18 protein-coding genes and 1 pseudogene are annotated in these 25,477 nt (G+C 40.5%); 11 read left to right on the forward strand and 8 right to left on the reverse strand.

Annotation, left to right across the window (positions count from 1 at the left end; genetic code table 11):
* Window positions 1-5: 5 nt before the first annotated feature.
* Genes KA717_21660 through KA717_21670 form a run of 3 tightly spaced genes read left to right on the forward strand, consistent with a single transcriptional unit; the run spans window position 6 to window position 3,498 of the window.
* A complete protein-coding gene (locus KA717_21660) occupies window positions 6-1,307 on the forward strand; it encodes a DnaJ domain-containing protein (protein ID UXE58638.1) in 1,302 nt (433 codons plus the stop codon).
* A 12-nt stretch (window positions 1,308-1,319) separates the two neighbouring features.
* Window positions 1,320-1,751, forward strand: coding sequence for a hypothetical protein (locus KA717_21665; protein UXE58639.1), 432 nt, complete (start codon window positions 1,320-1,322; stop codon window positions 1,749-1,751).
* 7 nt (window positions 1,752-1,758) lie between these two features.
* Entirely contained in the window at window positions 1,759-3,498 is a 1,740-nt protein-coding gene (locus KA717_21670) for a type IV secretory system conjugative DNA transfer family protein (GenBank protein ID UXE58640.1), read from the forward strand.
* 424 nt (window positions 3,499-3,922) lie between these two features.
* Here the strand turns inward: KA717_21670 and KA717_21675 are convergent, their stop codons facing one another.
* Window positions 3,923-4,444: a hypothetical protein gene (locus tag KA717_21675; protein ID UXE58641.1), complete on the reverse strand. Its 522-nt coding sequence runs from the start codon at window positions 4,442-4,444 to the stop codon at window positions 3,923-3,925.
* On the opposite strand from KA717_21675, the gene KA717_21680 reads away from it, so the two are divergent.
* Window positions 4,443-4,937 carry a hypothetical protein gene (locus tag KA717_21680; GenBank protein UXE58642.1) on the forward strand — a complete coding sequence of 165 codons (495 nt, stop codon included), beginning with the start codon at window positions 4,443-4,445 and terminating at the stop codon, window positions 4,935-4,937. The genes KA717_21675 and KA717_21680 overlap by 2 nt on opposite strands.
* 315 nt (window positions 4,938-5,252) lie before the next feature.
* Window positions 5,253-6,321 (forward strand): annotated as a pseudogene (locus KA717_21685) (IS4 family transposase).
* Here KA717_21685 and KA717_21690 read toward each other — a convergent pair.
* A complete protein-coding gene (locus tag KA717_21690; protein UXE58643.1) occupies window positions 6,298-6,603 on the reverse strand; it encodes a hypothetical protein in 306 nt (101 codons plus the stop codon). The pseudogene KA717_21685 and the gene KA717_21690 sit on opposite strands and share 24 nt — an antisense overlap.
* Window positions 6,604-6,824: 221 nt before the next feature.
* On the opposite strand from KA717_21690, the gene KA717_21695 reads away from it, so the two are divergent.
* A complete protein-coding gene (locus tag KA717_21695) occupies window positions 6,825-7,466 on the forward strand; it encodes a DUF3782 domain-containing protein (GenBank protein ID UXE58644.1) in 642 nt (213 codons plus the stop codon).
* 185 nt (window positions 7,467-7,651) lie between these two features.
* Here KA717_21695 and KA717_21700 read toward each other — a convergent pair whose 3' ends face one another.
* From KA717_21700 to KA717_21720, 5 genes are all read right to left on the reverse strand, one after another.
* Window positions 7,652-9,217 carry an FAD-binding oxidoreductase gene (locus KA717_21700; GenBank protein UXE58645.1) on the reverse strand — a complete coding sequence of 522 codons (1,566 nt, stop codon included), beginning with the start codon at window positions 9,215-9,217 and terminating at the stop codon, window positions 7,652-7,654.
* A gap of 18 nt (window positions 9,218-9,235) precedes the next feature.
* Entirely contained in the window at window positions 9,236-10,321 is a 1,086-nt protein-coding gene (gene leuB, locus KA717_21705; protein ID UXE58646.1) for a 3-isopropylmalate dehydrogenase, read from the reverse strand.
* Between the two features lie 188 nt (window positions 10,322-10,509).
* Entirely contained in the window at window positions 10,510-16,686 is a 6,177-nt protein-coding gene (locus KA717_21710; GenBank protein UXE58647.1) for an AAA family ATPase, read from the reverse strand.
* A 202-nt stretch (window positions 16,687-16,888) separates the two neighbouring features.
* Window positions 16,889-17,698, reverse strand: coding sequence for a phytanoyl-CoA dioxygenase family protein (locus tag KA717_21715; GenBank protein ID UXE58648.1), 810 nt, complete (start codon window positions 17,696-17,698; stop codon window positions 16,889-16,891).
* Window positions 17,699-17,743: 45 nt separating this feature from the next.
* The gene (locus KA717_21720; GenBank protein ID UXE58649.1) at window positions 17,744-18,052 is read right to left on the reverse strand and encodes a hypothetical protein; all 309 of its coding nucleotides are present in this window, start codon (window positions 18,050-18,052) and stop codon (window positions 17,744-17,746) included.
* Between the two features lie 159 nt (window positions 18,053-18,211).
* On the opposite strand from KA717_21720, the gene KA717_21725 reads away from it, so the two are divergent.
* Genes KA717_21725 through KA717_21740 form a run of 4 tightly spaced genes read left to right on the forward strand, consistent with a single transcriptional unit; the run spans window position 18,212 to window position 23,458 of the window.
* A complete protein-coding gene (locus KA717_21725) occupies window positions 18,212-19,243 on the forward strand; it encodes a hypothetical protein (GenBank protein UXE58650.1) in 1,032 nt (343 codons plus the stop codon).
* The gene (locus KA717_21730) at window positions 19,240-20,007 is read left to right on the forward strand and encodes a hypothetical protein (protein ID UXE58651.1); all 768 of its coding nucleotides are present in this window, start codon (window positions 19,240-19,242) and stop codon (window positions 20,005-20,007) included. Before KA717_21725 ends, KA717_21730 begins: the two co-directional genes overlap by 4 nt.
* Window positions 20,004-22,265 (forward strand): TOMM precursor leader peptide-binding protein, encoded by a 2,262-nt coding sequence (locus tag KA717_21735; protein UXE58652.1) that lies wholly within the window; start codon window positions 20,004-20,006, stop codon window positions 22,263-22,265. Before KA717_21730 ends, KA717_21735 begins: the two co-directional genes overlap by 4 nt.
* A complete protein-coding gene (locus KA717_21740; protein ID UXE58653.1) occupies window positions 22,208-23,458 on the forward strand; it encodes a SagB family peptide dehydrogenase in 1,251 nt (416 codons plus the stop codon). Before KA717_21735 ends, KA717_21740 begins: the two co-directional genes overlap by 58 nt.
* A 29-nt stretch (window positions 23,459-23,487) precedes the next feature.
* Here the strand turns inward: KA717_21740 and KA717_21745 are convergent, their stop codons facing one another.
* The gene (locus KA717_21745; GenBank protein UXE58654.1) at window positions 23,488-24,804 is read right to left on the reverse strand and encodes an AAA-like domain-containing protein; all 1,317 of its coding nucleotides are present in this window, start codon (window positions 24,802-24,804) and stop codon (window positions 23,488-23,490) included.
* A gap of 182 nt (window positions 24,805-24,986) precedes the next feature.
* Here KA717_21745 and KA717_21750 point away from each other — a divergent pair, with 182 nt between their 5' ends.
* Window positions 24,987-25,397 carry a hypothetical protein gene (locus tag KA717_21750; protein ID UXE58655.1) on the forward strand — a complete coding sequence of 137 codons (411 nt, stop codon included), beginning with the start codon at window positions 24,987-24,989 and terminating at the stop codon, window positions 25,395-25,397.
* Window positions 25,398-25,477 lie beyond the last annotated feature (80 nt).

The following is a 25,477-nucleotide window of genomic DNA, read 5'->3' on the forward strand; positions in this document are numbered from 1 at the left end:
TTTTAATGACTTTCCTAAACTCAAGTAAAACCCCTGGAGAAATCATGAAAGACTACTACAAACTGTTAGAAATTGACAAAACTGCCTCAGAACACGAAATTGACCAAGCAATTCGCAGGCAAACACGGCGATATCTTGGACTGCAAAATCATCCCGAACAACATCGCAGACAAGAAGCTGAACGAGTAATGAAAGAGTTGGCAGAAGCTAAGACCATTCTGCTTGATGCTAATAAACGCCAACAGTATGATCGTGATCTCGCTCGTAATCCGCCTGAAACACGTCAAGTTAATGACAACAATTTATCTCAAAATTCAAGTGAGCTAATTAAAGAAGCAGAAGAGCTTATTGCCGATGGTCAAATTCCTGATGCAATCGTTGTTGCAGAAAGGGCAACTTTATTAGAACCAACAAATGCAGATGCATGGGCGGTTTCAGCGCGTGCTAAAGCTAAATGGGGTGAGACAAGAGAGGCAGATTATGAATTTAAAAAAGCTATTTCACAGCGTCGCAACTACGCTCCATTCTACTTTGATTATGGATTTTTCCTACAATCAACTGCTGATTCGCAAAAATATATGGCTGTTGCCAATTCACCCGATGAAGCCTTGATGAAAGCACTTGAACAATTTGAGCGCGCCTATTCAATAGATCCGCAAACAATCTATTTACAGGCTCAAGGTTTAATTTACACTAATAGTAATACTCTTCAACACAAGACTCAATATAAGCAGGGTATTGAAATTCTTGAACGTTGTGTAGCTCAAGAACCTGAAGACGAGCGGTACAAAGAAAATTTAGGATATGCGTATCTTGATGCTTGCATTCTAGGTTGGACATACGTCACTAAAGAAGGTTGGCAAGAGGCTTATTATGCAACAGAAAGAGCGCATATAGATGAAGCTCAATTATATATTATTAAAGCTCAGAGTCTTAATCTTAACGATGAAACAATTATAAGTAGTATTCGTACAAGGGAAAGTTTAATTGTAGCAAATCTTAAACGTCATTTTACAGGTAGTTGGATTTTAGCTATAGTTGGCGGCTTAATTTATTCTAGGTTAGCAATTGTTTTTGTCCCTCTGTATTGGTTCTCAGCCCGAGTTACCCAGTATAATATTAATAATAAATTACTTAATAATCGTAGTAACAACATTGTGGATACTCTCTTTGGTGGTTCAACAAATGGGATTTATCGATTGATTGTGTTAATAATCTGTGGAATTTTATTTCCAGTTATTATTTTGTTGAACTTTTTTTCAAACTATAAGGAGGATATTCAATCAAAAATCAAAGCTAAAGACTAAATTTCTATAATTTTGAATCTAAGCAATTTATCCATTAATAATGAGGTGATGATCATGTCGTTAAGTCAGCCAGCAATACAAGCTAATATCAACAAACTTGAAGCTGAGGCTAGAGATCATGAGAGCAAGGCAAAAGAATATAAGTCTCTAGCAAAAATGGCTGGATCTCGTGATCCTAGAGAAGCCAGCGCATATGAAAAAGCAGCAGGCAGTGAATTAAAAAAAGCTGAACAATGTAGAGAAGAAGCCGAATCGCTAAGAAAGCAACTTAAGCAACGCGAAGAAAATCAAAGAGAAAAATCTCAGACCTGGAGCGAGAAAGCCGAGGTATCCTACTCATCCGCAGAAAGAGCAAAAGACGCGCGCGAAAAAGCAGAAAGAGAAGACGCGGAAAGAAGAGCGGCGGCAATTCAAGAAAATCTTCGTAATAGAAGTAGGGGTTAAAATTTATATGATTGGAGGTTTATTGAAGGTATTTTTTCAACTCGTCCAAATATTCTTGCAACTCACTGCTAAAATATTTCTAGTTTTACTCGATCTAACTCGTCTTTATCCTTTCCATTTCCTGGGAGGTTTCTTATTAGTTATAATTGCTCACTTTATCTGGGCTGGATTAACGTTGAGTCATCTTATTTTTATTTTTTGTGGTGGTGTTGTAATTGCAATACTTCTTAAAGCAAAAACTTTTCCTTTTTTGGGTAAAAATTCTGATAAAAAAAGAATTGGCTCTGGACAAGCTACAGCACGTTGGTCAGATGAAACCGATATGAAATCCTTAAATTTATTTGAGTCAGAAGGTCTTCTTTTAGGGAAAATTGCTAAAAGGAAAGGAATTATTTCATTTTCATCTAAGCAAAAAATACAGCCAGACTCAACATTACTCAGATTTAATCAAGATTTTAGTAGCTTTGAAGGTAATTTACTAACTGTTGCTCCCCCTGGTGCGGGAAAAGGCGTTGGAGTTGTTATTCCCAATCTCTTAACCTACCCAGGATCAGTTATTGTTACTGATCCTAAAGGAGAAAATTATGCAGTAACAGCCCTCGCACGTCGGCGCATGGGACAAGGAGTATTCTGTTTAGATCCCTTTGAAATTTGTGACAAGAAAAATAGAGCAAAATTAAATCCATTGGATCTTTTAGATCCCAATGAAGATGACTTAATTGATGACGCAAGAACTTTGGCGGATTCTTTAATTTTAAGACCAAAAAGTGAGCAAGGCAATGATAAATACTTTAATGATGAAGCAGTTACTCTTCTGACAGGATTGATTCTGTATGTAGTTTGTGAATTGCCTGAAGAATCGAGACATTTAGGAGAGGTGAGAACACTGCTCACTTCCCCTGCTGATGAATTAGCTTTTATCCTTAATATGATGGAAAGTTCCCCCTATGCTCATGGAATAATCGCCAGAACTGCATCTAGCTTTAAACAATTACCAGAAAACACTTCAGCCAGTGTCCTTTCCACCGTCAAAAGTAACACCGGATTTCTTGATTCTCCTAGAGTAGTTAAGTCTTTATCTAAGAGTAGTTTTGACATTAGAGATCTAAAAAAACGGGGTGATATTTCTATTTATTTAGTCTTGCCTACTGATAAATTATCATCCTATTCTCGCTTGCTTCGCTTATGGATAAGTACAGCCATTCGAGCCATTTTAAGCGTTCAAGGTAAGCCTAAATACCGAGTTTTATTTTTATTAGATGAAATGGCACAGTTAGGTCGTATGGACTCTCTGAGAGATGCCGTTTCAATTGTCAGAGGCTATGGAGCAACTATCTGGACAATTCTTCAAGATCTATCCCAAATAAAAGCTCTTTATCCTAATGATGAATGGCAACCCTTTGTGTCGAGTAGTAAAGTTCAGCAGTATTTTGGTGTGGCTGATTTAGAAACGGCTAAATATGTTTCAGAAAAACTAGGGAAGAAAACTATTGAAGTAGAATCTATTAATGAAGGGCAAAGTCGAAATTATGGACAACATGGAGGTAATAGCACTAATCAAGGAATTACAAAAACGCAACAAGTTAGACCACTTCTTCATTCGGACGAAATCATGAGAATGAATCGTAACGAACAAATAATTTTTATTCAAGGTCAAGACCCAATTTTGGCAAACAAGATAGAATATTTTAAAGAGGCCTATCTTCAGAAAATTGCTAACTCTAATCCTCAACATAAATCCGTCTAATCGTTTTTTATCAATATAATTAGCGATCGCCGTTTTCTATCCTGTTTTAAAGGGAAATCATCAGAAATCGTTTTTAGAATTAGATAAGACGCGATCGCTTTTAAAAATAAGAGAATGGAGAAGCGATCGCTGTTTTAGGGATGTGGGAGGTGCGATCATTCTTTGAGAATTTGAGGGGTGATCGCTGTCTCCTTGTTGGTAAAAGTTTAAAACTGCAATCACCCCTTACCCAGTAACAAAAAGTGATCCTGTTTGCGATGCAGAATGTAGAGTGAAGGGGCAATCATTGAAGAGATTGGAATGGCGATCCAGCTTATGCACTTCATTTTTTAATTGGCGCATTAATGAAATGTAACGCATCTTTTTATATTTATTACATTAATAATTTGTTGGGTGTTTTTTAATGATAATATATCCCAAAAAACTATTTTAATACTGTTGCTAAAATCAAATTTAACGCTGAGAAAACGGTACCAATTACAAAAAAGTTTCCAGCTAATATTAATTGTCTCGCTTTCCAATCATTTAAACGAGCTAGAGTTTCAATATCCTTCTCATACTTGTCAACAAACCACAATTTGTACTCATCGGATGTTAACTCAAGAAATTTCTCCACCTGTTCATTAGGAGAAATAATCGAATCTTCCCCACCTCGTTTTTTCAAAATTCCTACTAAACTAATAATCGCTGAAACAACCAATAAAACCAAACTTAAAACATTCATAACAGAACAACTATAACAAGGCAATGAATCCTGTATAATCACCTGCTGATCGGGTAAATCTCCCGCAAACTTGATTAATGCTGCACTAAAACCCGCCAGCGCACTCAATTGAGTATTGAGAAGATTAACACGACTATCAAGAGTATTGATAGATTCTTTGGCATTTGTAAAAATAAGCTCTATGATTTGAGAATAGCTATTTGGAAGAGGATCATCATTCATGCCAGACATAAGTAACTCGGAAACAACTTTTCAAAATAATACCGAATCTCAGGATAGTAAACCACAACGCCCCAAAAAGCCCGAACTGTATTTCTTGAAAACCTATCCCTTTCGCTATGATAGCTCGCACCACCATCCCCAGGAACAAGATTATTGGAATGAAACCGTTGAAATCGAAACTTCTCAAGGTCAAACCCTAACCATCACCGCCTATTTACTACGAGTTTATCCTACGACCTTTAATGAATATGATGCCTATATGGACATCCCCTATTGCTCATTATCTGATATTACTGGCCCCGTCAAATCCCCTGATATTAAAACCGCCAAATCTCCCCGTTTAGAAAAAATTTGGAAAGTTGTTGCAGGCCCTCAAGAATCAACCATTAACGGTTATTTTCGCGGTGACTATACCAACAATAACCCCCCTGCTTGGATATTCGGACTTCGCTTATTAAGTCAAGAACAATCTAGGGCGATCGCCGCTTCGTAGGTTGGCTTGAAAAAAGGGAACTAAACTAATAACTTTGAGGTTGAAAATTTTCAGGAGTATCCAGTTCAAAAACTTGGTCGTGAATACGAGCAACATAAAATCCTTCTTGCCAAGTTTTTTCTCGTAAATCGGGAGACATATTAACCGCCGCTAAAATGCCATAGAGTTGTTTATTCTGATGTACAGGGCAGAAAAATCGAAAACGTTGCAGGATGCTTTTAAGTTGAGTAATCGAGTCCTAAGTACAGGACAAAAGGCTTGAAAAGTATACGAGAAAGGGGTTTCATGGAAGATGAACGTAATGTAAGAAAACCCATGAACCAATATAACGCATTGAAACAAGCCCTAAAACCCCATTTGGGATGGCATGGTGCCAGACTCTCCTTCCTAGCCTTGTTCTTACTCGCCCTCCTCAAAGTGAAAACGGTTAACCTTAAAGAATTGGCTCTGGGTTTTGAAGGTCGGGCATTGGTGGATTCTCATTACAAACGCTTACAACGCTTTTTCTCAGGATTTGAGCTGGATTACCATCACATTGCCCGTATTGTAGTCAGTTGGCTGGATATCCCTCAACCTTGGGTATTAAGTATTGACCGCACAACCTGGGAGTTTGGCAGTCATGGTTATAATATCCTCACTGTCGGCATTGTCCATGAAGGAGTAGCCATTCCCATCTTGTGGTGGATGCTTAGCAAGAAAAAGGGCAATTCTAACAGTGATGAACGAATGCGTTTTATCGAGGAGATGCTCAAGATTTTTCCCACCGCCCTGATTCGTTGTTTATGTGGCGACCGTGAGTTTATTGGTCAGGCTTGGCTTCGCTATCTTCTGCTCGAACCGCTACTGGCTTTCTGTCTGAGAATTCGGGCTACGGACAAGATTGAGCACAATGGCAAGCTTTTGGCCGCCAAAGTCATTTTTGCCCATCTTGCAAAAGAGTGAATCTCAACGTCTTCAAGGGAGTTGTCGGGTTTGGGGATATCCTGTTTCTGTAGAGGCTCTTCGCTTGCCTGATAATTCTCTACTCATCGTCATTGGACATCCCGATTCCCAAGGTCTTATTCACGATTATGCCCTGCGTTGGGGCATTGAAACCCTTTTTGGCATCTTTAAGACTCGTGGCTTTTGCTTGGAATCTACTCACTTTACTGACCCCAAGCGTCTTCGTAAGCTTTTGGCTTTACTGACTTTAGCTTTGGCTTGGTCTCTCAAAACTGGTCTAGCAATTCATCATCTTCATCCCATTCCCCTCAAGAAACATGGTCGCCTAGCGCAGAGTCTTTTTCGTCTTGGTTTTGACCATCTTCGTCATCTTGTTCTTAATCCTTCTCTACCCAATTTTTCTCTTTTTCTCGACTCCCTACATTTTTTGTCCTGTACTTAGAATCGAGTCTTCTACAGGATGATTTTTGACATCTACAATGTAGGCGGCATTAATGGGAGCGTTAGCATAAGCAAGGACATCAATTCTCATCTGTTCTTCACCGTTTCTGCATATCCTTACACTCGGACAGATTACTTTTATTCCAAATTGTTCGCGGAGAACCGTTTCCATTGAGGGTAGAGCTAATCCTTCAGTAAAGCCACCAAATTTAGCCCCAAATCTGCTAATTTGTCTTTCTGATTCGGCTAAGATTTGCCATACGTCTTCGGAGCTGGTTGCCATAGATGATTTTTCTCCTTGATTTCACCTAATCACTATTTTATCGGATTTTAAGTGATCGGCGTTTGCTATCCCGTTTTAAAGAGCGATCGCATTTTCAATTTAAAACTATCAACTATTCACTATCAACTATCAATTAATCGGCGATCGCGTTTTGAGTTTAGACTTAGGAGGCGATCGCTTAAAATTCGATAAAATAGTGATTGACAAATTTGAGAGAGATTATGGCAACTACAGCAGAAGACGTATGGCAACTGTTAGCTGAATTAACAACGGCTCAAAAAGAGACCGACCGACAACTGAGGGAAACCAACCTACAACTCAAGGAAACCAGCCTACAACAGCAGGAGACTGACCGACAACTCAAGGAACAACAGAAAGAAAGCAAGAGACGGGAAAAGAAGACCGATCAGCAACTCAAAGAATTGGGTAAACAGATTGGGGGACTTGGAGCGAAATTTGGCAGCTTTACCGAAGGTTTAGCCCTGCCTTCCATGACCACCATTCTGGAACAACAATTCGGAATGGAAACTATTAGTCCTAGTGTACGAGTTAGCAAAAATGGACAACATATAGAAATTGATGTCCTTGCCTATGCTAATGGCAATCTGAATACTGCCTATGTTGTCGAGGTTAAAAGTCATGCAAGAGAAGAATCTATTGCTCAATTAAAAAGTATTTTGCAACGTTTTCGTAGCTTTTTTCCTGAACACAAAGATAAACAACTCTATGGCATTTTAGCGGCGGTTGATTTGTCCAATGGATTACGCGAAAAAATTCTACAAGAAGGATTGTATGTAGCCCGTATTCATGACCAAGTTTTTGAACTTGATATTCCCGATAATTTCCAACCTAAAACTTATTAAAATATTTTAGGTGATTGCATTTTCAATGGATAATTGACAATGGATAATTATCAACTATTCACTATCAACTATCAATTAAGAGGCGATCGCGTTTTCAATGAATAATGGACAATTGACAATGGATAATTATCAACTATTCATTATCAACTATCAATTAATCAGCGATCGCGGTTTTCCATCCTATTTTAAAGGCGATCATCAGGCATCGTTTCTTGATGGTAATCTTGACCGGCTCCATATTGCCAAGCGTCTCGCCAACGATGATAACGATATTTCTGCTCAGTAGAGAGAGATTGGGTTAACGGTTCCAGGGATCGCGCTAGGGGATAAAGACCACTGTAGGCGGCCAGATTGCCATAGTGCTGAAGCCAATCGAGAAGAGGATAAAGTCCGATCTGGGATAGAATTGGCAAAACCTTAAGGGGATTAACCAAAGGCAAGGTTTTCGTTAAAGCGGAAAACTGGATCACATCTTGTAAAAAGGGTCTTAATACTGGGTCGCCTTGCTGATCCATGACCTTAAAAACCGCACTCATTAAGTCATTAATTTGTTGAGGGTTAACCTTTTGGTTCAGTCCCACACTCATGGTTTTTTGAAAAAGCCAGGTCACAGCAATATTGGGTTGATAGGGTTGCAGTAAAGCTAGATTAGATTGCTCTAATTGATCGCTGCTTAAGGCTTCACTAATCCCTTGAGTTAAACGTTGTAAATGCCGCACCATCGCTCCAAAACCGCCAAAGCTAATGGGAGATTGACCGCCCGCACTGTCGCCGATCGCTAACAGTCTTGACCAGGGCATTTGCAGAGGACTTTGACGATAGGCAGGGAAAAAGCCAAAGAGAAAACGCTGAAATTGTAGTTGTGTCAGTTCACAGTTTTGGTAAGTCGGTAAAAGCCGCAGATATTCCGTCATCAGGAACTCTAAACTAAAGCGATCGCATTGGGCATCCAGATAGGTAAAAAGATAAGTGGTGCGGCCATCACGAGCTGGAAACGCTTCCCAAAAATATTGGCATTGATGCAAAATTGGAGTGATAGTAGCGATCAAGTCTCCCGTTTGATTATGATCAAAACCCTGGGCACAGCTACCCACCACCAGACAAATACCATCCGGTTTCGCGCCCTGTCTAACCTGTTGCACAATGGGCGAAAAATGACCCATTGCATCGATCAGTAAACGGCAATTGAAGGTTTGTTCTCCGACCTGTAATTTGACACCTGAATCGCCAATTTCGGCTCTTTGAAAAGCGGTTTTTTCTAAGAGAATACCTCCTGCTTCTAGAAATTTTTGTTTCAGAGTTGCTAATAGATAAACCGGATCAATGCCAATATTGAGAATATCCTTGACCCAAAGTTCATAACCTTGATAAAAACTGAGACGGGCCGGATTGTATTCTGTGGCGATCGCCGTTGCCAATTCCGATTCTGTCAACAAATCTAAGTCCAGAAAAACCTGCAATTCTTGACGAGAAATATTCCATTCCTGCTTTCTTCCCTGGAGCTTACCCTGTTCCAATAAGACCACTCGCCATCCCTGGCTTTGCAAGGCTGCCCCTAGAAAAATGCCCAAAGTTCCCCCCGCGATCGCCACATCAAAGCTAACTTCCCCTAAACTTTCTGTGAGGGGATAAATTACCCTAGGAGGCGGAACCGCATTGCACCGCAATTGTAACCAACGTTGATCAACGCGACGCAGATTTTCGAGGGGATTACCCGCCGTTTGAGAAAGCAAGTTAACCAGGCTTGTCATGGGTTTCGTGGCCACAGTTTAGGATTCAAGATTTTGCAAAAGAGCCTCTCCCATCTCCCGACAACCGACCAGTTGGGTTCCTGCCGAAAGAATGTCTCCAGTGCGATAACCCTTTTCTAACACCGCATTGACGGCTTGCTCAACTTTGGTAGCGGCTGCCGGTTGATTCAGCCCATAGCGTAACATCATGGCCACACTTAACACCTGGGCGAGGGGATTGGCCTTATCTTGACCCGCAATATCAGGAGCCGAACCATGAACGGGTTCAAATAAACCGGGCCCCGTTTCTCCCAAACTGGCAGAGGGTAACATCCCAATACTGCCGGTTAACATAGCCGCCTCATCGGAAAGAATATCGCCAAAGAGATTACTCGTCACAATGGTATCAAACTGTTTGGGAGCGCGAACTAACTGCATAGCAGCATTGTCCACATACAAATGGGACAATTCCACATCGCTGTATTGACTGGCCATCAGGGTAACGCGATCGCGCCACAGTTGGGACACATCTAAAACATTGGCCTTATCAACGGAACAGAGTTGATAACGACGTTTGCGAGCAATTTCAAAGGCCACCTTGGCAATACGATCAATTTCCGACTGTCGATAGGCCATGGTATTGACCCCTCGCTTTTCCCCCGTTTCGGTTTCAAAAATACCCTTGGGTTGGCCAAAATAAATTCCCCCTGTCAACTCTCGTACTACCATAATATCTACTCCTTCTACCACTTCGCGTTTGAGACTAGACGCATCAATTAATTGGGGAAAAATGGTTGCGGGTCGCAGATTGGCAAATAGTCCTAAACCTTCTCGAATCGCCAATAATCCTGTTTCTGGTCGTTGTTGACGAGGTAAATTATCCCACTTATAACCCCCGATCGCCGCCAGTAGCACTGCATCACTATCCCGCGCCACCTTCAGGGTTTCTTCCGGTAAGGGTTGACCGGTGGCATCAATCGCGGCTCCTCCAATTAAGGCATTCTCAAAGGTAAAGGCTAGATCAAATTGGGAGGCGATCGCCCTAAGAACATCGACAGCAACGGCCATAATTTCAGGGCCAATGCCATCGCCAGGCAGGAGAGTGATACGGTATTGCTGAGTCATGGAACTAGAGTAGGCGTTAGAGTTTGCAATTTGCACAATCTTTAATTGTACAGGCCCCAGACCGCTTCTTAACGGGAACTCAAAATGTTGAATGGGTGCGATCGCGATAAAAGCTATTCTACCCTTACGGATTGTTATTCATTCTACTGGTCTGGAATATCACCAGATTTTAGTCTTAATCAATCTTGCTAAATGTACTTTTTGAGCCAAAGGTGGTTAAAGATCAAGCGGTAAATACGATTATTGATCTTGAGAGAATTCGCTTTTTTAATCACTAATCCTGATAGAAGTAATTCTCTTTCGACAGAATTGTCAGTTAGGGGAATTTCTTCCTGTTCTAACACCTGTCGGTAAAGTTCTAAGAGTTGGGCTGATCGTTTACTTTTCAGAAGGCGATCGCGAATCGTTTTCAAATGTTCTGGCTCGTCCTGATATTCCCAATTCTGGATCACCTGGGTTTGGATCAAGTTTTGGAGCCAGGTGGCTTCGTCGTTGACGGGAATGGGAGTAGAAGTATTATGAATCAGTTTACAAATTTTTTGAGTGAGAAAAGGTTGACCATTCGTCCAGTTGAAGACTTCTTTGAGTAAGGTTTGGGGATTACTGACTTTTTCAGCTAAGCCTTGCAATAAAGGTTGGGCTTCATGTTCTTTAAAACCTTCTAGATGAATCGCTTGACCAATATTAAAAGGGGTTATCTGAACATCGGTCATTAAATCGCTAGGCGTTGTGACTCCAAAAAGAGCAAAGGTCAAACGCTGATAGGCGGGATTAAGACTGCGTTGATTGTAACAGGAACGAATGAGGGCAAAAAAGTCATGAACAGAGAATTTTAAGCCGAGAACGCTGTCAATTTCATCAATAAAAATAACCAAGGGTTTGGTGGGAATACCATTTTCTACACCCACTTCCGTTAATAGGACTTCTTCGATCAAGTCACTTAATCTTTGAACAGGGGGCCTATCTTCTCGTTCTTGCCACCAGCTTTTTAGGTTAATCTTGCTCCGCAAATCAAAACGGCGTAATAGCTCAAAGGCGAATCCTTTATACCACTGTTCTGGAGTTACGTTTTCACTGCCGATGCGGGTCATGTCAATGGGCGCACAGCAATAGCCCTCGCGCTGGAGATAGTCAATCATCCGCACCATTAAACTGGATTTACCGACCTGTCGGGGATTAAGAACGTAGCAAAATTCTCCTCGTTTTAAGGCTTTATAAAGATAGCGATCGCTGACTCGGACGACGTAGGTAGAGGCATCCATCGGTAAGCTTCCGCCCACTTGATAATCGAAATTTGAAAAGGAATCTTCGCTACGGAGTAAATCATTTTCAAAACGGAGTTCGGCTTGGGTAGCTTGGAGAATTTTTAGGGTTTGAGATAATTCTTTGGTTCGTTCTTCTACTTTTTGTTCCAAAGTCTGACTATACTCTTCTAGTTCATTTTTAGCTCGTTCTAGAGCAAGATTTTTGAGGGCTAGTTCTTGGGTAAACTGAACTCGATCCGTTTCAGCTTGTTTGCGTTGGGTAATATCTTGGAAGGCAGCGATCGCATAGGCAATTTGACCTTTCTCGTTAAAAACAGGAGTAGCTGATACATCTAAAGGAATTGTTCGATCAACTTGGTGAATCTCCATATCATCCGCAGTTGTACTTTCGCCATTTAATGCTTTTACAATGGGTTGTTGTTCAGTTGGGTATAATTGGTCTGTCCCTGCTAAATAAGCATGGTAAATTTCAGTCAATTGATTGCTTGATGCAAGAGTTACAATTCCTTTGCCAAGAATGTTCTGGGCAGTCTGATTTGCATAGTAGGGTTCGCCCTTAGCATTAAGCACAAAAATACCTATGGGGATAGCTTCTAAAAATTGAGTTAATCTTTTCTCATTCTCACTTAGAGCGACATAAAGTTGAGCGTTTTGTAGAGAAATTCCAGCTTGATAAGATAAGAGTTTTAGGACTTCTAAGCGATCAGGAGTAAAGGCACCAGTACTGAGATTATTTTCTAAGTAAAGCAGTCCAATAACTTGACCTTGATGGATGATGGGCGTACATAAAATAGATTTAGATTGGTTTTGAATTATATAAGGATCTGTTGTGAATATTCCCTCACAAGTTGCATCGTTTAAAACCACATTTTCTCTGGTTCTTTCTACATAATTGATTAGAGATAGGGGCAAATGTTGGCTAGTCGAAACCATGACTGATTCGCTCACTATCACTTTATCTTGCTCCACAGTACCTTGGGTTTTAATGAGTAACTGACCTTCCTTTACCAAGATGAAAAAACCAGTTTGAGCACCAGCATTCTCAATCATGATTTTTACCAAATTTTCCACAAGTTTATCCAACAAAATGTCGCTAGAAATCGTTTGCGATGCTTTAAGCACGGTAGCTAAATCTAGGGCTTCACTAGAACCACCAGTAGTTTTTGAAACGCTTGGGAAAGTGGCTTTGTTTTTGGATAATGCTGAAGCCAAAAACTGCGGGTATCGAGTCTCCATATCTTTTAGCTTGGCTAAAGCCCCCCAGCGCTGATAGGCGTAGTAGGCATCAACTAAATAATGACGAGCTACCTGTTTTTGGTCCCTGCCTAAATAAAATCGGGCTGCTAGTTCGTTAGCCAGAGCTTCTTCGTTGATATATTCGTTTATTGTTGCTAGAGAGATAGCTTGATCGTAATATTCCCTAGCATCTTTATGTTGACCTAATACCCTGGCAAGTTCAGCCTCAACTAGATAATATTTATGCAAATAATTCATGGGGGCATGATGAGACCAATGCTTCATTTTTGTCTGATTGGCAGTTACTTTTTCGAGAATGTACTGTTGTTGGATATTTAGAGTATCAGTAAGCATCGCCAATCTAGCGAGAGAATCATAAAAGTGAAAAATGGCAAAATTAATTGTCCCGACTGCGTTTCCTACATATTCTTCTGCCTCTGTTGAATTTTCAATAGCTTGAGGGTATTTCTGAAATAAATAGCAAAGAATTAGTTTCTGGAGATACATCTCACAAAGGGCATTGCGATCATTTATTTCCAGATAAACTTGTCTCATGGTTTCTTCATTATAATGCTCTCCAATTAAGCGACAATTGTCTTCAGATTTTCCTCTCAGATTTAAGACGGCTTGCCAATAAGTTTTATGTCTTTCAAGTATATGCTTCTGCTGAATTTGAGATATGGCAGCACTAGCTTTTTCCATTTCCCGTTCTAGTTCTCCCAGTTCCTTACCCATATAGTAGCCAAAGTAGCAGCATGAATGTATTCCCCATGCAGCAAAATGCAAATCCCCTGTTTCTAGCCCGATTCTATATCCTTCTAAAAAAGGAGTGAGAGTTTCTCTGATATGCTCTTTCCAATGTCTGACAAAACAATTTACGATGAAGAAAGTACTCGGCTTAAGTTCTTTGGCATCAAATTTTTTGAGCAGCTTCAAAGTGAGTTGACCAACTTTATAACCACCATCAAGATCTTCTACTACTCCACAGAGAACTATTCCATATAGAGCATAGGCCTTAGCCGACAAAATTGTATTACCATATTTAACCGATAAGCTGACCATTTTCGACACAACCATTGTGAAGAGGGGAGGAGAGGTAACATAGCAACAGTGTATCATTTGAAACATGAAATCCATGACTGCCAGTTTTTCTGGATCTGTCATTTCAGGCAAATTGACTAAATCCTCTATATCTTTAATTCCCCTCTTACCTAAAGCCGATTTAACTTCTTCAAGACTCTTTTCAACATCCAATTGGCTGGGTAGTTTTGGAAAAACTACGCCCATCATTTCCAGAATTGACAGCGCGATCTTCACTGCTTCGACTAGCTTATTCTGCGAGGCATTAGCTTGGATTTTCAGAGTATAAACTTTCGCTTTATCCAGCAATGTGTTTGCTTTTTGCAATACGACCTCAATTAACCGTTCCATCTGCTCCAGATCACCAATGAGGAACTTTGTTTCTGCCGCTTCTATATACAGTTTTAGTGTTAAATCATACTGCCTCTGCCAGTAGTCCTCCCCTAATAGGCTCAATCCAACCTGAAAGTAATTGAATGCTGGTTGATAAGCTGCTGATTTCTTGGCTTTTTTACCAACTATTAGATTTAATCTAGCTAGTTCATCTCGCTCTTCCTGTCGATTAATTAACTGCCTACCCAAGTTTAATTGGTTGACAATCTCAAAGATTTTAGAATCTTCTTTTTCTAAAGAAATGCCATGCAACAGCAGTTGACCTATATGCAGATGAACAGCTTGTTTATCCGCTTCGGGAATTAGGGAATAGACTGCCTGGTGGATTCGGTCATGGGAAAACTTATATTCAACAGTGACTGTCTCTGCCAAACCCTGTACATCAGATTCTGTTAGCTTGTAAGCATCACTAAGAGGTAAAACTAAACCATTGAAAAGTGCTGGCAACAGATCTGTTGCGGTTTTTTTGGGCGATTGTTTATATACAGTTGCCAAAGTCTGGAGATCAAATTGGTTACCAATAGAGGCTGCCAACTTTAATACCTGTTGTGTTGCCACCCCCAACTTTTGCACCTTAATGGCCATTAGTTCGACCACATTATCGGTTATAGCTTGAGCTTGAATTTCCCTTAAATCCCACTGCCAATGGTTAAGCTGATAGTCAAATGTTAACAGTTCTTCGCTATACAGTGCTTTTAAAAACTCATTTATAAAGAAAGGATTGCCATTAGTTTTGGTTAGCACTAATTCTGCCAGTGGTCTAGCAGTCTCTACTGCAACATTGAGAGTCATACTAATTAACTGATTTACCTCGATCAATTTTAAAGGCTGCAAGGTGATGTAACTGACAAGATCTTCAGTTTTACTAATCTCATCCAAAGTAAGCATTAAGGGATGAGCCTGAGTGACCTCATTATTTCGATAGGCACCAATAATGTATAAATAATAGCTTTCAGTTGGTGTCATTAGTAGTTGAATGAGTTTCAAGGAAGCTTCATCAGCCCATTGTAAATCGTCTAGAAATAACACTAATGGATGTTCAGGCTGGGCAAATACCTGGATAAAGTTTTTAAATACCAAGTTGAAGCGATTTTGGGCTTCCATTGAAGCTAGTTCTGCTACAGTGGATTGGGAACCAATAATCAGTTCTACTTCGGGAATTATATCAATAATTATCTGACCATTATTTCCCAGAGCAGCTAATAATTTTTGTCGCCAAGCAGATATCTGGACTTCGTTTTCCGTCAAGAGTTGCTCTATTAAGAAGCGAAAGGCTTGTACTAGGGACGAATAAGGAATATCTCTTTGAAATTGGTCGAATTTCCCAGAGATAAAGTACCCCTGCTGCCGAGTAATTGGCCTATAGACTTCCCTTACTAAAACCGACTTACCAATGCCGGAATAACCTCTTACCAGCATCATTTCCTTTCCCCCTTGGCTGACTCGTTCAAAGCCAGCCAACAATTGCTCAATTTCCTGTTGTCGCCCATATAATCTCTGAGAAATTTGGAATCTATCCGAAATATCCTGCTGTCCTAGAAGAAAGGGATTAAGGCATCTCGTTTGCTCCCATTGTCTGTGACATTCCTCTAAATCCATCTTGAGACCGTAGGCTGATTGGTAACGATCTTCAGCGTTTTTAGCCATCAGCTTCATGACAATCTCCGATAGAATGTGAGGAATCTCTGGCACGAGTGCGTGAGGAAAGTTGGGTTGTTTAGCGATATGGGAGTGAACCAACTCCATTTCCTCAGTAGTTTCAAAAGGCAATCGATTAGTTAATAGCTCATAAAAAGTTACCCCCAAAGAATAAAAGTCAGTGCGATAATCAATGTCTCGATTCATGCGCCCAGTTTGTTCTGGCGAAATGTAGGCTAATGTACCTTCTAACTGATTCGGGTTGCCTAAGGTGGTTTTTTCTCGTGAGAGTACGGTTGAAATGCCAAAGTCAATGAGTTTGATCTGACCTGTTGTGGGGTTTAAAACTATGTTGGATGGGTTAATATCTTTGTGGATTATTAGACACTGATGGACCTGAATTAGAATCTCAACAATTTGTCTGGTAATGGTTAGAAACTCAGCCAAAGTGAATTGTCTGCCTTTCTGCATTAATCGTTCTAGAGATTCAGCGCCAAAATCCTCCATGACTATTAGCCAACAGTTTTGTTCATTTTCCAAGTTATAGGCATTTACTACGCCCCTAAGTTGAAGGTTTTTGGTGATTGTATACTCTCGTTTGAACCAGGCTATTTTTTCTGGAGGTGGATAGGCTTGCTTTAGGGTTTTGAGTATAACTGTTTGGCTATCTCCTACCCGATGTCCGCGATAAACCAGCGAGTTGGTACTTTCATAAAGTTTTTCAATAATCTGATAGCCGGAAATAATTGCCATAATTATTATTGCTTTTGCTATAGATCTCAATTAAAATTTTTCTAAATTTTTATTAATTATGCTTCAATTTGAAGATTTGCTTGTCAGTCGATATTTTTCATGATAGCGTACCTGTACAGTAGATGCTACTTTTACCTAATTCAATATCAAACGATTCCTTTAGAGGAATCACAATAGCTCAATCACTTGTCTGCTCTAAATTTTACACACTTTGTTCCTCTGCTCTACAACTGACTACCAATGCTCGACGTTGTTGGACTGTCTTATTTGGGCGGGAATAATGTAATGTGTGGCAGTGGTGAACAGTTGCTCCTCCAGGTGCTAAGGGGCAAACAACTGCTTGAGAGTATTGTACTCCGTCTGCTATCAAACCTGAGCCTGTCCTATCTCCTTCATAGGGACGATGCGGTATAATGCCTCCAAGATGAGAACCAGGGATGAAATGCAAACAGCCGTTCTCGGGGGTGGCAGGGTCTAAAGGCATCCAAATTTTGAGGAGATCAAGCGAGCCAGGATAGGCAGCATCTTGGTGCCAGGGCATCTCAGCACCAAAGTGTGCTGGCTTTAGGTACAGACGCACTCTGCCGATGACCTTTGTTTCCTCGACATTGAGAAGGTGTGCCACAATCTTAAGGGTATTGCGGAAGTAGATCGTATCTATCAGTTGGGGAAAGACTAACTCTGGAGATGGTATCCACACCAAGATTTCTCTCCCACCAGCAAGAGGTAGCTGTTGTTGATCTGCAAGTAGAGCTATCTTTTCTGGGCAGTATACTTTCATCTCTTCTATGATGCGATCGTAGATTCCCTTCAGCCACTCAATTTCTTGGTCAGTAGTAATACGGTCGAAAATCAGGAATCCTTGTTTTTTAAAGACGGTAACTTGCTCATCTTTCAGATTTAAATTCAATTTATCTTTCATAACTTGGTGACAAGATAACAGATGTTGTAGAGGTTTAGCAATGCCAAACCCCTGCAATAATGTAACATAAAATACATTTTCCCATGACATCGGGAGAGCTAGATTTTCCCTAAGGTTCTGTTAAAAGAATTGGGGTCAAATGCAACAAAGTTGCATTATCCCAAAAATACCCGGGTTCTCCGAAAGAAACTGTTCAAGCTCCTTTAGAGTTAAGCTTCCCAAACCTTCTGGTAAATCGGGTATGGCAAAAAATCCACCAGCACCACTACCAAGGTCACTTATATCACCTAGTTCTGGGGGCTTTTCCGCTTGTAGCCTTTCAATCTCTGTTTTAGGATCTTGCCGCAAATTGGCCAAAATGCTTGGGTTACTCCAAGCATTAGCAATTAGTCTAGCCCATTGTTCTTGTTCGTTCATATTTTTTTTAAGTGGGAAATGAAACAATTTATGCTCTCTGCAGCGTCTTATGGTATCATTCTAACTGGGTTTCATGTCAAGTAAGTTTCGTACTGGGTATGAGGGGTTTAGAGAACATCGTCTTGTAAAGAAACATTACTTGTGGTGTGGAGTCACTATGAAGAGCCAATATTGTGGAGGAAAATTATGCTAAGTAACACTAATCAAGATGCAAACAATAATTATGACGAAGCTTACAATTTTTTAGAACGATCAGAAATAGACCCCGATCAACCAGACATTCGTTTCAGACTAGAGGATATACAAGGCAATATTCTTAAAAGTCACGGGAGAACTTATTCTATTTATGTTTTCTTACACTTTGACAACAGTCAACCAGAAGCTACTAAGAAATGGATTGGGGATTTTGCTGAAAAGTATGTTGTATCTGCCATTAGGCAACGAGAACAAACCCAAGAACATAAAAAATTCCTTAAAACAAAGAAGGAAGCTTCGTCTTCAACCTTATTTGTTAATTTTTCTTTATCATTTAAAGGGTATGAAGCATTAGGATTAGATGCTAAGACTAATTTCCGAAAACTTTATCAGCAAAAACTACAAGATAAAGAACGTTCTTTTTCTACACATCCTTTCGAGGAGGGAATGCTCGAAAACCTAGAGAGTCTCAAGGACAAGAAAAGAGATTGGGAGATTGAGTATCAACAAGTTGAGTCCAGTGTAATGAACAACGATATTCATGCTTTAATCTTACTGGCTGATTGCGATATCGATAATTTATGTGAAAAAACACAACAAATATTAGATAATATTGAAGCGAACAACATTAGAATTATTAAGAAAGAAATTGGTTGGGTACGTAAGAACGATCAAGATCAGTGTATAGAACCATTTGGGTTTGCAGATAATATCAGTAATCCTTTATTTCTGAAATCAGATATTTACCAAGTAACAGATAAAGACCAATGGGACCCAAGTGCTAACTTGCGCTTGGTGCTTAATGTCGATCCTTTTGGCAATCTCCAGAATAAGGGTTATAGCTATGGAAGTTTTTTAGTTTATCGAAAGCTGGAACAAAATGTAGAGGGTTTCAATGAAAAAATCAAAGAGTTAGCTGGTAAGTTAGAAAATCTAGGAGCCGATTCCCATCCAAAAAAGAAACAGAACAACTCGTTAAAGCTTATACTATGGGGCGTTTCCAAAATGGACGGCCTGTTATGATTTATAGTAGCCCAGATTCTCTAGAACAAAGTGGAGTAGATTTAAATAATTTTAACTATGGAAAGGGAAATGATTTTAAAGAAACATCTCGATGGAAATGCCCATTTCACGCTCACATTAGGAAGATGAATTCGCGGGCAATAAGTGATAATGTACATAGTGGTACTTATAAAGATAAACCAGATAACCAACGTCAGAGAAGAATTGTTCGGCGAGGAACAACCTACGGTTTACCCAAAGAAAATCAAACTTCACTCTTGTCACAAACAACGAAAGAAAACTTACGGCACTACAAAAGCCTCTCAGAAAAACTGGGAGTCAAAACAGAAGTGGGTAAGGAAGGATTGCTATTTTTTTGTTTCCAAAGTGATATTCACGCCCAATTTGAGAAGCTTCAAGACTACGCTAATGATAACAATTTTGGGACAAATCCATTCGGAAAACTAGGCGCAGATCCTATTTTGGGACAGCAAAAGACACTGTTAATTCAACAGGTGACAGATAGGATATTAAAAATACCGTTAATTCATCGGGTGACAAATAGTATATTAAAGACACCGTTAATTCAATGGGGGAGAGAAAAATTGCCGCCAATGCTAAAAGAAGCGTTTGGCAAATGGCCAAGTCAGACATGGCCAAGAACGTGGGGAAATTCACAAGACCCAGTTAAGGATTTCGATTTTTTTGGGTATGTGACTCCTAGAGGAGGTGAATATTTCTTTACACCCAGTCTAAGTTTCCTGAAATCCCTAAAAGAAGAATGAGTCAGATAACTGCTTATCGTCCCAAATTGAAATCCTGCTTTCGTTGTGAAATTATTCCCTCGGAAGGGGTTTTGCTGCTATCTGAAAACCAATCTATTATTCTTCCTAATCCTGCCTTCATTAAGTTAGTTCAACTTCTCGATGGCCAGCACACCCTAGAAGAGATTATTAAGCAACTTCAGCAAAAAATGCCTTCCGCAGAAGTTCTATCCCTGCTGATGCAAATTAAGAACTATACAGTTGATGCTACTCCTTCTATACCCTCAGAACAAGCTGCTTTTTGGGAAATGCTTGGCATTCAACCAGAAGTAGCTTACCAACGGTTGCAAACCACCTCCGTGACAGTAACAACCTTTGGCAATATTGATCCAACTTCCTTCGAGACCATGCTAACTTCCGTGGGGGTACAAGTCAGGGATGGAGAAGAGCGGTCAATCGTTCTCACTGATGATTACCTGCAACCAGGGCTAGAAGCTTTTAATCAGCAAGCTTTGTCCGAAAATCGTTCTTGGCTGTTAGTCAAACCTATGGGGACAGAGATTTGGTTAGGCCCCTTGTTTATTCCAGATAAAACAGGGTGTTGGGAGTGTCTCGGACAACGACTACAGGGTAAGCGAAAGGTCCAAACCTATCTCCAGCATAAACAAAAGACGAATCACCCTTTCTCTTCATCCTTAGCTGTTTTACCCTCTACTTACCAAACAGCCCTCAGTTTAGCCGCCACCGAAACTGTTAAATGGATAGTAAGTGAAGCAAATGAAAGTATTGAAGGTAACATCATTACCCTCAATACTTTAACTCTCGAAAAAAACAACCATCCCCTGATTCGTCGTCCTCAATGCCCAACTTGTGGAAATCCCAACTTGATGGCTCAAAAACAATCAATAATACCAGTTTTACAAAGTCGCCAAAAGAATTTCACCAGTGATGGCGGGCATCGCAGTATTGCACCAGAGGAAACTTTTAGGAGATTGCAACCTTATATTAGTCCAATTACAGGAATAATAAGCCTTCTGGGACAACCTCAAGGTTGGGAACACCAGCAGCAATTCACGCCTGCTTACATTAGTCAGGGCATTTTCTTAGAGTATAACCAAGACTTAGAATCTCTACGCCGCAGTCTGAATCGATGTGCTAGTGGTAAGGGAAAAAGTGATATCCAAGCCAGAGTTAGTGCCATTGGGGAGGCGATGGAGCATTATTCAGGAGTTTTTCATGGGGATGAATACCGCGTTCGAGACCGCCTGAAAAATCTCAGTAACCCAATTCATCCGAACGCCTGTATGTTGTTTAGCGATCGCCAAATCCAAAATCGGCATCTAGAAACTTCCAACCCGTCTCGTCTCAACTGGATTCCCGAACCCTTTGATGAAGAACAGCAAATTGATTGGAGTCTAGTTTGGTCTTTGACTGATAATGAGCCTCGATACCTTCCTACTGCTTATTGTTACTACGGCTATGCTCAACAGCATCACATCAAGTTTACTAGGGCTGACTCCAATGGCTGTGCTGCGGGTAACACCATGGAAGAGGCGATTTTACAAGGCTTTATGGAGTTAGTCGAGCGGGATAGCGTAGCTTTGTGGTGGTACAACCGTTTGCGAAAACCAGCAGTGAATCTTGCCGATTTTAATGAACCATACTTCCAAGAATTGCTGAGATTCTATCAGCAACACCACCGCGATCTCTGGGTATTGGATATTACCAGCGATTTTAACATTCCTACCTTTGCTGCCATTTCTCGACGAAATGACCAAGCTGTTGAAAATATTATTCTCGGTTTTGGAACCCATTTTGACCCACAAATTGCTATTCTTCGCGCCTTAACTGAACTCAATCAGTCACTCCCTGCTGTCTTGTCTAACAAGCCTGAACACAGTCGTGCTTACCGAGATCATTATCCTGAAGCCCTAGAATGGTGGCAAACGGCAACTCTTGAAAATCAACCCTATTTAATCCCTGATGAAAGTACAACCTGTAAGGTTTCAGCAGACTATCATAACAACGGTTATGGTGACCTTTATACTGATGTAATGAGTTGTGTAAACCTGGCTCAATCCAAGGGATGGGAAACTCTAATTTTAGATCAGACTCGCCCTGATGTTGGATTGTCAGTTGTCAAAGTTATCGTCCCTGGGCTGCGACATTTTTGGCCTCGATTTGCCCCAGGACGGCTGTATGATATTCCCGTCCAAATGGGGTGGTTAACAACACCATTAACAGAGGAGCAATTAAATCCTCTACCTATTTTCTTTTAAGCGATTCGGCTACCTTGAATTTTAACATGAGTGACTCATCAAGCAAGGAGCAGCATTTTGTTATCTCTACCTCAGAGAAAACTTGGGCTGAGATCGCTCCTTTTGGTACAAAACAAGTTGTCCCTTTTCCTCTAGAGTCGAACCAACTATATACGCTCTCACGTTTTGCCTACCTCCACAATCTTGACGGGAAAATGGTGCTGGAATCTCCCTTGGCTCATTGTCAAGTGATTCTGTATGATGAGCGATCGCTTGCCATTTTTCATGCTCTTTCTGCTCCTCAAACTCTGGCACAATTGGGTAATCAATTTTCAGATATTCCCCAAGATATTATTGCAACCTTCCTAAGTTGGTTGCTAGGAGAGAAATTTTTAGCGGTTACTGATAAAGATGGAACGGTCAATGAGGAACCATCATTACATCTGTGGGAACTTCACGACCTGTTGTTTCATGCCAGAAGTCGTTTAGGAAGGCATAATTATCCCTATGGGAAAAGCAATCTCCATTTAGGTAAAATCGAACCACTTCCTGCTGTGAAGTCGTCAAACTCATTTGCAACAATTACTCTATATCAGCCAAATATTGAAGCCTTGATGGATTGTGATATTCCCTTCACTCGTGTCATGGAACAAAGGCGATCGCAAAGGCAACAAGGTAAACAGCCAATTACTATTGAACAATTAGGTGAGTTTCTCTATCGTACTGCTCGTATTAGATCGCTCAAAATGACTGAATCTGTCGAGTATGAATTTAGCGATCGCCCCTATCCTAGTGGTGGTGCTTGTTATGAGTTGGAACTGTATTTGATAATCAATGCTTGTCAGGGAATAGAATCAGGACTCTACCATTACTGTCCCAAAGAACATTTTCTCTGTCAATTAAACGGTTACACGGGAGAAGTTTATAAACTTTCCTGTCAAGCAGTTACTGAATCAGGCTTACCTCAAGTCTTAATTATCCTAGCAGCCCGCTTTTCCAGAGTCGCTTGGAAATATCGCTCTCTTGCTTATTCCTTGACATTAAAACACGTCGGCGTTCTTTATCAAAGTATGTATCTAGTTGCAACAGCGATGGAGCTTGCCTCTTGCGCCATCGGAGGAGGAGATTCTGACCTGTTTGCCGAAGCAACTAAAACTGATTACTTGATTGAAACTTCCGTCGGTGAATTTATACTGGGTAGCCAAGCAGACTAGCAACCTCTCTTTACCGTGGAAATATCAATTTAGCGACTATTGAATCTTTCGGCAAAATACTGTCTATACAACTCACAACTCAAGATCACTTGATTTCCATACTGTTTAATTAGTCCCATGCTACTTAATTTATGGATCAGAATATTATCATCTAGAGAAATAGCTTCAGTCGCATCCATGACACGTTTAAGCGCAGTAGTTAATTTAGGTTGTTCTTGCAATGTGGCCCAATGTCGCTGCAAATAGTGAGTATAAATGCCAACATTTGTGGCCGCAGTTTCTAATAGTTGTTCTAGGGTCATTTCTCCCTGACCCAGGTGATAAAAGGCAATTTGTACCAATGCGGGATGACCATCTACCATCTCCATCAGTTGTTGACAATGTTCTCCTTGTCCACAGTCTAGTCCGTAGCATTGTGCTAATTTTTTAACCTCTTCTTGAGAAAAGTTACTTAACTGAATGGGCAATCCTATATTAAAGGGAGACTGATTAAGCTGAAGCGGAACGTAAATTTCTGTGGAGTGGACGATGACTAGACGAAGTCTTTGCCAGAGGGGTGAGGTTTTGGCTTCTTCGTACCACGATCGCAGTAGAGGAAAAAAATCCTTTGCCACCTCAGAATGCTCAAAAAGCTGGTTTGCCTCATCTAAAGCCAAAACGAGAGGCGTTTGGATTGACTTTAATAGATAATCTTCAAAATAGGAAGTACAACTAATTTTGCTACCTAAGTCTTGATCCCAATATTCATCTAATCTAGGTTCTAAGTGAAGTTGACGGGCAACATTAGCACAAAGCCAGCGCAAAAATTGATTGAGGTTATTCAGGATGGCTTGATCCGCTTGGTCTAAATTGAGGCTAACGGTCTGGTAGCCCTGGTTTTTTGCAAATTCCAAAAGTCTCAGTAATAGCGAGGTTTTACCCATTTCCTTTGGAGCTTTGATTCGCACGAGGGAACCTGGTTTCCTAATTTCTTGTTTACTTTGTTCTTCGACGGGAAAGCGTTCGAGATAAAAAGGGGAACCGAGGGGAACGGCTCCATTGGGGTAAAGCGGCTGGGGATTAGGATTAGTTTCTAAAAATTCAAGGTTTTCAGGGGTTTTAGGATTTGTCGGGGATGTTGTTTCAAAGTCCAGATTAGCTATTTCTTTCCATTCCAAGCCCAATTGCCGACAGAGTTCTTCAAAGGTGGTGAAGTCAACGGGTTTGCCTGTGAGAAAGTTACTGACGGTAGCCAGGGCCAAACCAACCTCTTCCGCTAAGGCTCGTTGGCTGGGGAAGCCGTTGCGTTGGAGGGCTAGTTTGACGCGGCCTAGTTGGGCTGGTTGGACTCTCAGCGATCGGGGCATGGAGGGGCGGTTTTAAGTTTAATGGTCTTATTCTAAGGCAAAAGTCAGAACTCAGAACAAAAGTAGTCATAAGTCAGAAAGAAGTCAGGTGTTCTCAGGTTTGAAGTCAGATAATGGTGGAGTTTTATGGATATATCGAGAAGTTCTACTTTAAGCAATCAACCAATTACAGGGAGTAAACGATGACAGGGCAAATTGTTGAAGCGAATGATTTTAAGCTTGGTAACAAGGATACGCAAATCTACTATCTAGTAGAAAATATCGTTGGTAAACCACAGCTAATTTATAAAACGCCGCAACTTGACCGTCAGTTTTATGGAGAAGACATCCGTGTTCTAGAAACGGAGATTGGTAAGTTAGTCACTGTTACCGTCGAAAGACCACCAATTCCCGATATAGGGGGAAAAGTTGTCACCTTAACTTTGTTGTTACCAGTTATAAACTTATCAGCTAGTTTAGAAATTTCTATTCAGACTGAGGCAGTTTTAACTACTAAATTGCAACAAGGTTTTATTAATAACCCGCCTGAAGGGCAACTACAGACTTATGAAATCCTTTCTTTAGCAGGGACGGCCAATCTGGTTAATACTTAATATTTCTATACGGGACAAAATATTGAAGTCTTTTAGATAATTTAAAGCAAGATTGCTGAGTATTTAACTATAAGAGTTTC

It is taken from the genome of Woronichinia naegeliana WA131 (genome assembly GCA_025370055.1).
GTDB lineage: Bacteria > Cyanobacteriota > Cyanobacteriia > Cyanobacteriales > Microcystaceae > Woronichinia > Woronichinia naegeliana.